Here is a 13182-nt window from a genome sequence, read left to right as displayed (position 1 = left end):
GCAGCGACGGATCAATATTGCGTGACGCTGATCGGGCTCACGCCGTTGGTTCCGGCGCGCTGGTCGATGCCGATGGCATGACCATCGCCCATCTGGGTAACGGCTGCATAGGCATTGCCGGGCTGGCGCAGCGCTATGCTGTTGTCATTGCCGAACTGGCCGAGCACCGCTGTATTATTGTCCCCATTCTGCTGCAGCGTGATGCTGTTGCCCGTGCCATTTCCGCGCGCGCTATAGCTGGCGAGCACGGCTTCCGCCGACTGGGCGTAGCTGGCGCTGCCGGCGGCTCCGGCCAGCGTCCCGGCCTGAGTCAGGGCGGCTTCCGCCCATGGCTGCGTGGCGCCGATGGACCCGGCCTGTACCTGCACTGCGACGTTGTTGTTCCCCGCCTGATGAGCATAGGCCGTGTTGCCGACGCCGCTTTGAGCCTGGACGGCCGAGTTGCGGCTGCCCGTCGCGCCGTCCGGCGTGCCTTGCACGATCGCGGCCTGGTTGAACGATCCCGACAGAGCCTGAGCCACCTTGTTGTCATTGCCCAACTGCGACACATGGAAGTCGTTGCTGTCCCCCTTGATCAGCACGCCGGCCAGGTTGCGCTGCCCCGACTGGCGGATCACGCCCGACTCCAGCCCGGCCAGCGGCGTCAGTGCAGCATTATTGTTGCCGGCGTTTCCGTTGGCGTTGTTGTTGCCGTTATTGCCGTTGCAGGGGTTGCCGATTCCGTTGCCATTGCCGCCACCACAAGGATTGCCTTGGCCGCTATTGCCGTTGTTGTTGCTGCTGTTGCCATTGCTGACGCCATAGACCGACAGGGTGCGCGGCGAGAAAGCCATGCTGCGGCCCGTTCCGCCGGGAGCGTCGCCGCGTCCATTGCGGCTGCCGATTACAGATATGCTCGCCCTGTTGTCTCGTCCGGTTTGCGTGATGTCGAGAAGGTTGGCCGACCCCTTGAACTGAACCGAGGCCGTGGAGCCGGTGCTGCCGCTCTGGTCGATGCTGGTCTGGTTGTTGTCACCCACCTGCTCGATGAAGGCGATCGACTGCGCGCTGGCGCCGGAGAATGCAGTGCCCGCAGTCAGAGCCGCCAGGCCGAGCGCCGCCACCGTGCGCGCCTTGCGCGTCCAATTGCCTGTCATCCGCATATCATGCTCCTCTTTCGGCTTCTTGGCCTCGGGTGGCCCTCATCCTTCACCTGAGCAAAGCCGCAGCTTCGCTGAGCAGAAGGGTGCGGGGCGACATGACGCCGCCCCGCAACTTCTCTGGCTCGATTACTGCGAAACGGTGGCGATGTTGCCGGTGCCGTTCTGCGAGATCGTGCTGAACGATGCAGCCTGCGTGCTCTGCGTCACCGTCGACAGGTTGCCGTTGCCGGCCTGAGCGATGATGCTGTTCACATCCACAGCGTTCTGAGTGACATAGGATTTGTTGCCGTTGCCATCCTGCGAAATCGTGCTGCGAGCGCGAGCGCCGAGCGAACCCTGGGTCACTTCGGCAATGTTGTCGTTCTTCAGCTGGCTGATTTCGCTCACCTGATTGCCGGCAGACTGCTTGACCGTCGCATGGTTACGCAGGCCGTTCTGACCAATTTTGCTGGATGCGTCAGTGGCGCCGGCATACTGGTTCAGATAGGCCTTGTTGTCGGCATTGATCTGATCGATGTCGCTCTTGCCGCGCAAGGCCTCCTGCGAAACGACGGCCAGGTTGGTCGAACCATTCTGGTTGATGTCGCTCACGGCCAGATCGGCAGTCGCCGTCTGGGTCAGGCTGGCGCTGTTGCCGTAGCCTACCTGCTGGATGTAGCTTTCCACCGGCGCGTTGTTGGCAGTGTTGCCGGCACCAGCCTGGTCGACGGTCGCCGTGTTGGCGATACCGGCCTGATCGACGACGCTTGCAACGTCATCGGCGCCAGCGCGCTGCGTAACGGTGGCGTTGTTGCCGCCGAGCAGCAGCGAACCAACAGTCTGCGAGACCTTGCTGCTGGCCTTGGTGGCATCCTGGGTCACGAATGCGTCATGACGCGTGCCGTTCTGCTGGATGTCGCTGTCGGCGCGCGAGCCGCCCTGACGGACATCGGCCTCGCTCAGCTGGCCCTGCTGGTTGACGACGCTGTTGGCGTTCGCTGTCTGACGAACGTCGGCGTCGTTGCCACCAACCACGCCCTGCGTGATCTTGCTCTTGGCGACGAAGCCACCAGCCGAGTTGCCGCTCTGATTGACATAGGCATTGTTGCCGATGCCGGTCTGGTCGACTTCGCTGTTCGCTTCGATACCGCTCTGACGGACTTCGGCTGTGTGGTCAGAACCAGCCTGATCGATGTCGCTTTTGGCCTGTGCACCGCTCTGGTTGACGATCGCTTCCTGACGCGCGCCGTTCTGCAGAATGTCGCTGTCGGCGCGATCGGCGCTCTGATCGACAGTGGCTTCATGCAGTTTGCCGTTCTGCGTGATGTCGCTGTCGGCCTTGGTCGCGCCGGCAGTCTGACGGACAGTAGCCTCGTGGTTGTCATAAGACCAGAACAGGAAGCTGTTGCTGCCGGTCTGGGTCACCGTGCTGGTGCCGTCGGCCCCGTTCTGCAGGACGTCGGCATAGTTGCGGTTGCCGTCCTGATCGACGATGCTGTTGGCGCGTTCGCCGCCCTGCTGCACATCGGCGCGGTTGTCGTCGCCGTCCTGCGCCACGTCGCTGATGGCGGTCGTGCCTGTCTGGGTGACGAAGCTGTTGTTGCCGTCGCCGTCCTGCTCGATACCGCTGCGGGTGCCGTTGGCGTTCTGCAGCACATAGGCGCCGTTGCTGTTGCCGTCCTGATCGACAGTGCTGGTGCGGCCCAGCGTGTCGGCGCCGTTCACATTGCCCGGGAACTGCGAAACATAGGCAACGTTATCGCGGCCGTCCTGCTTGGTGGTCGAGTAGTCGATCTCGCCCTGCAGGGTCTGCGCCTTGTTGTCGCGCCCGTCCTGTTCGATCTTGCCGTACATGCGGCCGTCTTCTTCAGGCGTACCGCCGCTGACGCGACCCTGTTCGATGGCGGCTTCGTTGCCACGGCCGTCCTGGTCGACGATGGCACGATTGGCGAGACCGCCCGCGCCAGCCTTGCCCTGATAGACAACGGCCTTGTTCGCGCTGCTGGAGCCGGTAGCATTGCGCTGCGTGATCTCGACGCTCTGCTCATAGCCAGCAGGGATACCGGCGGGCACAGGGGCGGGGTGATTGGGCAGGTTATTGCGATCCGTGCCGATCTGCTCGACAAATGACGAGTTTGCACCATTGCCCGACTGTGTCACCTTAGCATGGTTGTCACCCGAACCTGCGGTATTGGCGAGCCCCTGCTTGATGACCGAACGCCCCTTGGATCCGCCGGTCTGGCCGGTCTGGGTTACCGTCGCGCTGTTGTTGTCGGCCTTCTGCTGAACGTCGGAATAATTGTTGGTCGAGTTAGGCGTGTTGCCATAGACGGCGCCAACCGGAGCGCCGGTGCCAACCTGCGCATTGGCGGCACCCGCCGTCAGCGCCAGCGCCGAAGCGCCGAGTAGAAGCTTCTTGATCATCACATTCCTCCTGTTTCAACTCAAGTGCCGCGATGGTCTGCGGCGGCTAGGCTTACCGGCTCCCCAGTTCGGTAGCGCCGGGCGGGCGGGGTTCGATTTCCCTGCCCACTCGTCACACTCTCCCCCCGCTTGAAGGGGTGAGTTTCATCACCGCGCGGTCGGTTGACCGGCGGAATTCGATTGATTGCCGACTGCGACCTGGGTCGGTGCAGGCTGGCGCGATCGGGTTTGCGAAGCGCGTGCCTGCGGGCCGGGCGCCCTGGCGCGGCTGGTGCGGGTCGGCTTCTTCGGATCGTCGATCGGATCGGTGTAATAAGGCCCCGTGCGGCGGAAGGCGGCGGCGATGGCGCGGTCCTTCTCTTCCTTATAGTGGTCGAGATAGGTCTTGCCCGCGGCCTGGTCGGCGAAGCTCCACAGCTGGCGACCGCCGGGCTGCGCGCCCTCCATGATCAGGGCGTAGACTGCCTTCTCGATGGCCGCCTGTGTCGCGATCTGGACCGGCTCGTTGGATGAGACGCCCGCTTCGCCTTCCAGCAGCTCGTCGAACTGCACGAACTTGAAGACGTTGGTGTTGAGCGCGACGGAGGCGACCGTCTTGGAGGTCACGACATTGCCCAGCACCTCGCCCGTCTTCACGCTGATGGCGCGCAGATAGACGGTGACGGTGTTCTGGCGGTACTGCATGTCGCCGCCGATCCCCAGGAAGCGCGCGCCGATGCCGCCTGTCTGGGTGTTGCTGTCATAACCGACGATGCCGCCTTCCAGCAGGATGCCGGCGAACAGCAGCGAAGGCAGGACGCTGGAGGGCGTTTCCGCCTCGCCGAGATAGCGCTGGCGCATCTCGCGGATGATCTGCCGTTCCTTCAGCAGATTATCCAGCCGCTCACGCTCCACCACGGTGAACCAGTTGCCGTTGCCAGCGTCGCGCAGCGCCTTGATCAGCACGCTCGTCCCGCCCTGGGTCACGGCGCGCGAAAGGCTCTGGATATTTTCGGACGGCTTGAGCTGCCCGGTCTGGTCGGTGAAGCTGTAAACCGCGATCGGCACCGGCTGAGGCGGCGGCGGCAGATAGATAAGGTCGCGCTGAACCGGCGTGACCGGAGCGATCTGCGGCGGTGCGCTGGCCGACGCGGTCAGCTCGCGCGGAACCGAACAGCCCCCCAATGTGGCCGCCATGCAGCCGATGAGCGCGACAGCCGCCGAGCGCTTTGAAAAATTCCCCCTGATGCTCATCTTACTGCCCTGTCAGAGTGTTGGTCGCCGCCAGGCTCTGCGCCAGCGAGCTTTCGACCGAGCCGGTGTTCGCGGCTGATTGCGCATTGGCGGTGTTGAGCGTCAGCACCGGAACGACGATGTCGGTGGTTTCGCCGGTCGAATTGTCGAAGATGCTTAGGCGGATTTCGCTCAGCGTCCGTTCGAAGGAGATTTTCTGATCGCCGACGGTGAACTCTCCCGACGTGCCCGGGTTCGAACCCGTGATCGCCTCGACGACGCTGGAGGACAGGGCCGACAAGAGCCGGCTCTGAATCTGCCGGGCGAACAGCTGCGCTTCCGTCAGTTCGCCGGTGCCATCGGCGCCGCTCGACTTCTGGGGAGGCCGCTGCGCGGTGGCGGTGGCGAGAAGATGATCCGAATTGAACGGATTTCCGCCGAAGGACGGATTGCGGAACTCAAATTTCAGTTCTTGCGCCGAAGCGGGGGCGGCCAACGCGATCGCCCCAAGCATGGCCAGTCGTAGATGCTTCACTTTTCAAGCCCTTTATGCTGCATCACACGCTCGCCCGCCGATGCCGGCCAGGGCTGCGCGTGAAGGTGCGCGTCATCAGTGCCCGAACAGTCAAGCGTCCGGGGCAGCAGCTATTTTAAGAAGGACGGAACCCCGAAATCGGGGCGCGGACCGTCACGTCAAAAGGACGTGGGACGGTATCCGGATCCGGCAGAGTTTATCGCTTTTGCGAACAGCGCCGCTGCTCTGCCTATCAGGCTCTTCTTCGACATGGACCACTTCCCCAACTTTCGACGCATATTGAAGGATCGTCCCCGTCTCCATTGGGAGCGATCAATCAACTTTGCTGCAGGGCCGCGACTCTTTTTGTTCTCTACCCTTCGCTGGATAGGGCGATTAACAAAAGCCTAACGAATGATATATACCCTAAATTGAGTAGATTGGCATTGCGAAGGCCAGTAAAGCTCGGGAATAGCTGGAGCATAAGGCCAAGACCCACGGCTTTCCTAGGGACAGGAAAGTTAACGCGCCCGATCAATTTTTTATCGGCAAAGTTGATTGTTCGAAATTGGTACAGCGCGAGAGGCTAAGGTTTACATGCGCGGTAAAGGGAGGGCAAACCCCGGGCGCAAGCGGCGACGCGGGTAAGGGCGTAAGAAGCAGCATGGGAGCTGATCGACTGGGGGCGAGGGCAGGAAGGGTTTGGAGACGTTCCGGCCCCCACACCCAGTCGAGCGAAGAATGGGGAAGTGCCCAAATTCGCAACTTAACCGTAACATTCCAGCATCGATTAAGAAAGACGCTTCGCCGCACTTATGCCGCGGCTTAACGGCGCGCGCTCGCTGCGGGAGAGCGACCGGCTCAGAATTCGATGGAGATATGCACCTTCGACTCCCGCACGCCCGCGATCGCGGCGATATGTCGGCGTGCCTCATCGATGGCTGCGTGGAGCCGGTCCGCTGTCGCACCGCCCGGGGAGGGCTGCGGAGGGGTCGGCAAGTCGTCGCCCCGCAATAATTGCTCCTCGTTCAGCCCGAATGCTTCGGCGAGAGCCAGCAAATTGCTCCGCCGCGGCACCGTCCGGCCGGTTTCCCAGGCCCAGATGCTCGGTTTGCTGAACCCCGTTCGGGCGGACAGCGCGGTCCGGCTCATGCCCCGCGCCTGACGCAGGCGGCTCAACCGTTCGGCCAGCGGGCTCTGCTGGCTGGAAGGGGAGGCGGCGGGCGGCTCCGCAGGACTGACAGCCGGATTGCGCAATTTGGCCGCGCTGATCGCGACCTGCGGCAGCGGCTGTTCAAAGCGGCAGCCGAACAGATGATCGTCCTGCCACACGATCTGCGCTGTCGCATTCTCCGCCTCGGGCAGGGACAGGGTGATGCTCTGCCCCACCTCAAGTCGGGACGTCGTTTCCATCAGCATGCCTGCGGTGGACAGGTCGTGAATGATGACGTTCGCGCGCCCTTCATCCAGGGAGCCCGGCAGTTCCAGCCGCATGCGCCAGCGGACAGCCTGGCGCTGGTCGGCCGATGCGGGCGGTGGCTCTACGATCGCTGAAATGGACATGAGCCACTGCTCGCAGCCAATAGTTTCGGGAGGGTTAATTCGCAGCAGGGGAGATCGACATGCGAACGCGCGGCGCTGCTCGGCGCGCCTGCGGCTGCTTCGCGTTGATACGCTGATTTCGAAGGAAAACTGGAGCGGGCGAAGGGATTCGAACCCTCGACCCCAACCTTGGCAAGGTTGTGCTCTACCCCTGAGCTACGCCCGCTCTGGCGGCCGGAGGAGAAGTCCCTCTCGGCGGGTGAGGCGGGCAACTAGCAGTGGTTTTTCCCATCGGCAAGGGTGAATTTGCAGGAAAGCGAATTTCTTTTTGCCTCGACGTTGCGGCACATACATGATGCCTCTGGCATCGCCGCGCCTAGCTGCTAGTCTTCTCAAGAGCGCATGGCCTTGATGCGTCGCGTGGATTAAGTTTTCCCGTCCTCCTATGGCATCGGGTAACAGGAGAATTGATTGCCATGACATTGGATCAGTTGACGCGCCGCGGCTTGCTGCGCGGGGGAGCCGCTGCGGCGGCACTGTCTCCGGTCGCAGCTTCCGCGGCCGCCGATCGTCGGCAGTCCCGCACGGAAGGATCAAACATGGTGGCCGTCGAATTGAACGTGAACGGCCGCGAGGCGCATCTTCAGCTCGACCCGCGCACCACGCTGCTGGACACGCTGCGCGAGCATCTGCACCTGACCGGCACCAAGAAGGGGTGCGACCATGGCCAGTGCGGTGCGTGCACGGTGATCGTCGAGGGGCGGCGGATCAACAGCTGCCTGACGCTGGCGGTCATGCACCAGGGTGACAAGGTCACGACGATCGAGGGCCTCGGCACGCCCGAGCGGCTGCATCCGATGCAGCGCGCCTTCGTGACCCATGACGGCTATCAGTGCGGCTATTGCACGCCGGGGCAGATCTGCTCGGCGGTGGCCGTGCTGGAGGAGATCGAGGCCGGCATTCCCAGCCATGCGACCGATGATCTGGAGAAAGTCGCCTTTTCCGATGCCGAGGTGCGCGAGCGGATGAGCGGCAATATCTGCCGCTGTGCCGCCTATCCCAACATCATCGCCGCCATTCGCGACGTCGCCGGGGAGGACAAGGCATGAAGCCCTTTACCTACACCCGCGCCGCGAGCGTCGAGGAAGCGGTCAGGTCCGCGTCCAGCGTGCAGGGGGCGCGCTTCATCGCAGGCGGCACCAATTTGCTGGATCTGATGAAGCTGCAGATCGAAACGCCGGCCCATCTGATCGACATCAATCATCTCGGCCTCGACCGGATAGAGACGACGGCGGGGGGGGGACTGCGCATCGGCGCACTGGTGCGCAACACCGAGCTGGCGGCCGACAGGACGGTCCGCCGCGACTATGCGGTGCTGAGCCGCGCGCTGGTCGCCGGTGCGTCGGGACAGTTGCGCAACAAGGCGACTACGGCCGGCAATCTGCTCCAGCGCACCCGCTGCCCCTATTTCTATGACACTCGGATGCCCTGCAACAAGCGGCGGCCGGGCAGCGGCTGCGCTGCGATCAAGGGCATGAGCCGCAGCCTTGCGGTCATCGGCACCAGCGACGCCTGCATCGCGCAGCATCCCTCGGACATGGCGGTGGCGATGCGGCTGCTGGACGCCAGCGTGGACATCATCGGGGCGGACGGCGCTCGTCGTTCCGTTCCGATCGCCGACTTTCACCTGCTGCCGGGTGATACGCCGCACATCGAAAACGCGCTGAAGCCGGGCGAGCTGATAACGTCCGTTACGCTGCCCAAGCCGATCGGCGGCACCCATGTCTATCGCAAGGTACGGGACCGCGCGTCCTACGCGTTCGCGCTGGTGTCGGTCGCAGCCGTGTTCGATCGCGACGGACAGGGGCGCTTCGCCTTTGGCGGGCTCGCACCCAAGCCATGGCGGGTCGCAGCAGCGGATGCCGCGGCCCGATCCGGGGCACCGGCGGTCGCGGAGGCGGCGCTCGACGGCGCGCGTCCCACACCGCTCAACGCATTCAAGCAGCAATTGACGGCGCGGACCCTCGCATCGGTCTTCCGCCAGAGGGAGGCTCGGGCATGAAATTCGACAGTCCCGCAACCAGTAATCCGATCGATCGCGGCCGCGTCGTCGGCATTCCGCAGGACCGGATTGACGGCCCCGCCAAGGTGACCGGCACCGCGCCCTATGCTTATGAACGCCATGATGCAGCCCCAAGCGCGGTCTATGGCTGGATCGTCGGGTCTGCGATCGCCAAGGGCAGGATCAAGGCCATCGACAGCCAGGCGGCGCAGGCCGCCCCGGGCGTATTGGGCATCGTGACGCATCAGAATGCCGGGCCTCTCGACAAGGGCAATATGAACACCGCGCATCTGCTCGGCGGGCCGCAGATCGAGCATTTTGAGCAGGCGGTGGCGCTGGTTATCGCCGATACGCTGGAAAATGCCCGCGATGCCGCCCGCTTGCTGCGGATCGACTATGCGCCCGAAAAGGGACGGTTCGACCTTGCCGCGGAGATGGGCAGCGCCGTCGCCCCGGAGACCGGTTTCGGCGGGCCTGCCGACACGCGGGCGGGCGATTTCGACGCTGCCTTCGCGCGGGCCCCTGTTCGAATCGATCAGCGCTACACCACGCCCGATCAAAGCCATGCGATGTTGGAGCCGCATGCCACCACCGCCGCGTGGAACGGCGATCAGCTGACGCTCTGGACGTCCAACCAGATGGTGTCTTGGAGCGCCGGGGACCTGGCGAAGACGCTGCGCATCCCCAAGGAGAATGTCCGGCTGGTTTCCCCCTATATCGGCGGCGGCTTCGGCGCGAAGCTGTTCTTGCGCGCCGACGCGCTGCTGGCGGCATTGGGCGCGCGGACGGTGGGGCGGCCGGTGAAGGTCGCCATTGCCCGGCCGCAGGTGCCCAACAACACCACCCATCGGCCCGCGACGATCCAGCGCGTCCGTATCGGCGCGAACCGCAACGGCGTGATCGACGCCATCGCGCATGATGTCTGGTCGGGCGACCTGCCCGGCGGCGGGCCGGAGACGGCGGCGCAGCAGACGCGGCTGCTCTATCGCGGCGATCATCGGCTGACGACGCACCGCCTCGCCACGCTCGACCTGCCGGAGGGCAATGCCATGCGCGCTCCGGGCGAAGCGGTCGGGCTGCTCGCCTTGGAAGTCGCGATGGACGAGCTGGCAGAGGCCTGCAATGTCGATCCCGTCGAGCTGCGCATTCGCAACGATGTCCAACATGATCCGGAAGTCGGGCCCAGCCGCCCCTTTTCCAGCCGCAAGTTCGTCGAGTGCCTGCGCCAGGGGGCGGACCGGTTCGGCTGGAGCCGCCGCCATCCCAAGCCGGGGCAGGTGCGTGAGGGGCGCTGGCTGGTCGGGATGGGCGTTGCTTCGGCCTTTCGCAACAATCTGGTCGCCCGATCGGGTGCGCGGATCGGCGTCGATGGCAAGGGGCATGTGACGGTTGAAACCGACATGACCGACATCGGCACCGGCAGCTACACCATCATCGCCCAGACCGCGGCCGAGATGCTCGGCGTGCCGCTGGCCGCTGTGACCGTACGGCTGGGGGACAGCCGCTTCCCCGCCTCCTCCGGCTCCGGCGGGCAATGGGGGGCGAACAGTTCCACCTCCGGCGTCTATGCCGCCGCCTGGGCGCTGCGCGGCAAGCTGGCGGAAAAGGCGGGTTTCGCCCCCGACCAGGCCGTGTTCGAAGACGGCATGATCCGCCAGGGGAACCAGTCCAAGCCGATCGGATCGCTGGCCGGCCGCGAGGGGCTGTGGGCGGAAGACCAGATCGAATTTGGCGATCTTGCCAAACGCTATGCGCAGGCGACGTTCGGCGCGCATTTCTGCGAGGTCGGGGTCGACATCGACACCGCCGAAGTACGCGTCCGCCGCATGGGGGGCGCCTTCGCTGCGGGCCGCATCCTCAATCCCAAATCGGCGCGCAGCCAGGTGATCGGCGCGATGACCATGGGAGTGGGCGCCGCGCTGATGGAGGAGCTGAGCGTCGATACGCGCTTCGGCTTCTTCGTCAATCACGACATGGCCGAATATCTGGTGCCCGTGCACGCCGACATCCCCGAACAGGATGTGCTGTTCCTCGACGAATTGGACGACAAAAGCTCGCCGATGAAGGCCAAGGGGGTGGGAGAGCTGGGGATCTGCGGCGCCGGCGCGGCGGTGGCGAACGCGATCTATAACGCGACCGGCATTCGCCTGCGGGACTATCCGCTGACGATCGACAAGCTGCTTGAGCGGGGGGAGGGCAGCGCGCTCGCTTGACAGCTCGATGGCGGCGTGCCTGAGCGCTCTTCAAGAAAATGAGCGCAAAAGGGCCGCCATCTTGAAACATCTCGCTCTTCCGCTTGCCCTTGTGAGCGTTCCGGCAGTTGCCTCCGCACAGCCGGCCGCGTCTGACGAGGCGCGCATCATCGTGACGGGCGAGGGGCTGCCCCTGCCGCCGGGGACGCCGGCCTATGGTTCAGTGCTGATCGATCGGCAGCGTCTGACCGACAGCGCGTCAGGTCGCATCGAAAGCGCGCTGGCCGACGTCGCCGGCTTCCAGCAGTTCCGCCGGTCGGACAGCCGCTCGGCCAATCCGTCGGCACAGGGCGCGACGCTTCGCGCGCTTGGGGGCAATGCGTCGAGCCGAACGCTGGTCCTGCTCGATGGCGTGCCGATGGCCGATCCCTTCTTCGGCTACATCCCGTTCAATGCGCTCGTGCCCGACCGCCTGTCGGTGGTGCGCGTGACGCGCGGCGGCGGCGTAGGCGCTTTCGGGGCGGGCGCGGTGGCCGGGACCATCGAACTTGCCAGCGCCACCCGCGACCAGCTGCCCCGCTTGGGCATGAGCGCCTTTTACGGCAGCGGGGACGCGACCGAGCTTTCCGCCAGCCTCTCGCCCGATCTCGGCAGCGGCTATGTGTCGCTGTCAGGCCGGTGGGACCGGGGCGATGGCTTCCAGACCACGCCCCGGGATCAGCGCGTCGCGGCCACCGTGCCCGCCGCCTATGACGGCTGGTCCACCAATCTGCGCGCCGCCGCGCCGTTGTCGGCCATATCGGAGGTCCAGTTTCGCGGCACGCTCTTCCATGACGAGCGGACATTGCGCTTTCGCGGAGCCGACAGCCTCAGCGAAGGGCAGGATGCCAGCATCCGCTTCATTTCCCGCGGCAAATGGCAGGTAGATGCGCTGGCCTATCTTCAGGCCCGCGATTTCTCTAACGTCGTGATCTCGGCCAGCAGCTTGCGCAAGTCGCTCGACCAGCGCAACACTCCCTCTACCGGCATCGGCGGCAAGATCGAGTTGCGCCCGCCGGTCGGCAGCGCGCATCTGCTGCGCATCGGCGCCGACACCCGCTTCGCCAGCGGCGACATGTATGAGGACGCCTATAATGGTGCGGGCGCGGTCACCTTCCGCCGCCATGCCGGGGGTCAGCAGAGGACGACCGGCTTTTTCGTGGAGGATGACTGGACGCGCGGGCGGCTGGTGTTGACCGGTGGCATGCGCGCGGACCATTGGACGATCGACAATGGCTTCTTCCGCGAGGTCAGTGCCCCGACCGGCGCGATCACGCCGCCGCCCGCGATCGGAAATCGCTCCGGCTGGCAGTTTTCCGGCCGAGCCGGCGCGCTCTACCGGATGAACGACGCGGTCGCCCTCCGCGCGGCGGCCTATAGCGGCTTTCGCCTGCCGACACTCAACGAGCTTTACCGGCCTTTCGTCGTCTTCCCGGTCACGACGCAGGCCAATCCTGCCCTCAACCCGGAAAAGCTCAGGGGCGCGGAGGCGGGGATCGACATCAGCCCCGCTCAAGGCGTCAGCCTGTCCGTGACCGCTTTCTACAACCGGCTGGAGGATGCGATCGCCAATGTGACGCCCGATCCCGCCAACCGGAACATGCGTCAGCGCGAGAATGTCGACGCGATCGTCGCGAGGGGCCTCGAGTTCAACGCCTCGCTGCGACGCGGGGATATGAGCCTGCTCGCCTCCTACGCCCACAGCAACAGCAGCATCCACGCGCCGGGCCTGCCGGATATCGACGGGCTGAGTCCCGCGCAAAGCCCCCGCCACGCCGCCAGCGGCACGCTCGCATGGCAGCCCCGGTATGGACCGGCAGTCTCGGCCACCTTGCGCTATGTCGCGAAACAATATGAGGATGACCTGCACGTCGACGTGCTGCCGGATGCGCTGACCGTCGACGCGGTCGCGCGGATTCCGCTCGGCCATGGCATCGCTGTGGTCGCGCGGGGCGAAAATCTGTTCGACGAAGCCGTCATCACCCGTAAGGTGACGGGCGCGAATGGCGTCGCGTCCATTGATCTGGGTACGCCGCGCACTTTGTGGATCGGCTTCACGGTTGGCCGCTGAACGCC

At 65.0% G+C, this 13182-nt stretch carries 9 protein-coding genes and 1 tRNA gene; 4 read left to right on the top strand and 6 right to left on the bottom strand.

Annotation, left to right across the window (positions count from 1 at the left end):
• Window positions 1–11: 11 nt before the first annotated feature.
• The 6 genes from L858_RS0111845 to L858_RS0111815 all read right to left on the bottom strand — a co-directional run bounded on the left by L858_RS0111845 (window position 12) and on the right by L858_RS0111815 (window position 7039).
• Window positions 12–1136 (bottom strand): hypothetical protein, encoded by a 1125-nt coding sequence (locus L858_RS0111845; protein WP_193742866.1) that lies wholly within the window; start codon window positions 1134–1136, stop codon window positions 12–14.
• 132 nt (window positions 1137–1268) lie between these two features.
• Entirely contained in the window at window positions 1269–3545 is a 2277-nt protein-coding gene (locus tag L858_RS0111840) for a hypothetical protein (protein ID WP_022683358.1), read from the bottom strand.
• 147 nt (window positions 3546–3692) lie between these two features.
• Window positions 3693–4778: a CsgG/HfaB family protein gene (locus L858_RS19970; protein ID WP_022683357.1), complete on the bottom strand. Its 1086-nt coding sequence runs from the start codon at window positions 4776–4778 to the stop codon at window positions 3693–3695.
• A 1-nt stretch (window position 4779) separates the two neighbouring features.
• Window positions 4780–5292: a curli assembly protein CsgF gene (locus L858_RS19965; protein ID WP_238564961.1), complete on the bottom strand. Its 513-nt coding sequence runs from the start codon at window positions 5290–5292 to the stop codon at window positions 4780–4782.
• A gap of 840 nt (window positions 5293–6132) precedes the next feature.
• The gene (locus L858_RS0111820) at window positions 6133–6834 is read right to left on the bottom strand and encodes a helix-turn-helix domain-containing protein (RefSeq protein WP_022683355.1); all 702 of its coding nucleotides are present in this window, start codon (window positions 6832–6834) and stop codon (window positions 6133–6135) included.
• Between the two features lie 130 nt (window positions 6835–6964).
• Window positions 6965–7039, bottom strand: a tRNA-Gly gene (locus L858_RS0111815).
• A gap of 250 nt (window positions 7040–7289) precedes the next feature.
• Here L858_RS0111815 and paoA point away from each other — a divergent pair.
• From paoA to L858_RS0111795, 4 genes are all read left to right on the top strand, one after another.
• Window positions 7290–7922, top strand: a complete 633-nt coding sequence (gene paoA / locus L858_RS0111810) for an aldehyde dehydrogenase iron-sulfur subunit PaoA (protein ID WP_022683354.1) — start codon at window positions 7290–7292, stop codon at window positions 7920–7922.
• Window positions 7919–8875 carry an FAD binding domain-containing protein gene (locus L858_RS0111805; RefSeq protein ID WP_022683353.1) on the top strand — a complete coding sequence of 319 codons (957 nt, stop codon included), beginning with the start codon at window positions 7919–7921 and terminating at the stop codon, window positions 8873–8875. The genes paoA and L858_RS0111805 overlap by 4 nt, the downstream gene beginning before the upstream one ends.
• Window positions 8872–11088 (top strand): aldehyde oxidoreductase molybdenum-binding subunit PaoC, encoded by a 2217-nt coding sequence (gene paoC / locus L858_RS0111800; protein ID WP_022683352.1) that lies wholly within the window; start codon window positions 8872–8874, stop codon window positions 11086–11088. The genes L858_RS0111805 and paoC overlap by 4 nt, the downstream gene beginning before the upstream one ends.
• Before the next feature lie 61 nt (window positions 11089–11149).
• Window positions 11150–13177, top strand: coding sequence for a TonB-dependent receptor plug domain-containing protein (locus L858_RS0111795; RefSeq protein WP_028056058.1), 2028 nt, complete (start codon window positions 11150–11152; stop codon window positions 13175–13177).
• The last annotated feature ends 5 nt before the right edge of the window (window positions 13178–13182 follow it).

The sequence above is a fragment of the Sphingobium bisphenolivorans genome, assembly GCF_000412635.1.
GTDB classification, from domain to species: Bacteria; Pseudomonadota; Alphaproteobacteria; order Sphingomonadales; family Sphingomonadaceae; genus Sphingobium; species Sphingobium bisphenolivorans.
The sequence above is the reverse complement of the archived record's forward strand: the minus strand, read 5'-3'. Positions and strand labels throughout refer to the sequence as shown.

What these genes read in the sequence shown, in the direction of transcription:
- L858_RS0111820 (WP_022683355.1), bottom strand. Translation starts at nt 6,834, where the DNA reads ATGTCCATTTCAGCGATCGTAGAGCCACCGCCCGCATCGGCCGACCAG.
- L858_RS19970 (WP_022683357.1), bottom strand. Translation starts at nt 4,778, where the DNA reads ATGAGCATCAGGGGGAATTTTTCAAAGCGCTCGGCGGCTGTCGCGCTC.
- paoC (WP_022683352.1), top strand. Translation starts at nt 8,872, where the DNA reads ATGAAATTCGACAGTCCCGCAACCAGTAATCCGATCGATCGCGGCCGC.
- paoA (WP_022683354.1), top strand. Translation starts at nt 7,290, where the DNA reads ATGACATTGGATCAGTTGACGCGCCGCGGCTTGCTGCGCGGGGGAGCC.
- L858_RS0111845 (WP_193742866.1), bottom strand. Translation starts at nt 1,136, where the DNA reads ATGACAGGCAATTGGACGCGCAAGGCGCGCACGGTGGCGGCGCTCGGC.
- L858_RS0111805 (WP_022683353.1), top strand. Translation starts at nt 7,919, where the DNA reads ATGAAGCCCTTTACCTACACCCGCGCCGCGAGCGTCGAGGAAGCGGTC.
- L858_RS0111840 (WP_022683358.1), bottom strand. Translation starts at nt 3,545, where the DNA reads ATGATCAAGAAGCTTCTACTCGGCGCTTCGGCGCTGGCGCTGACGGCG.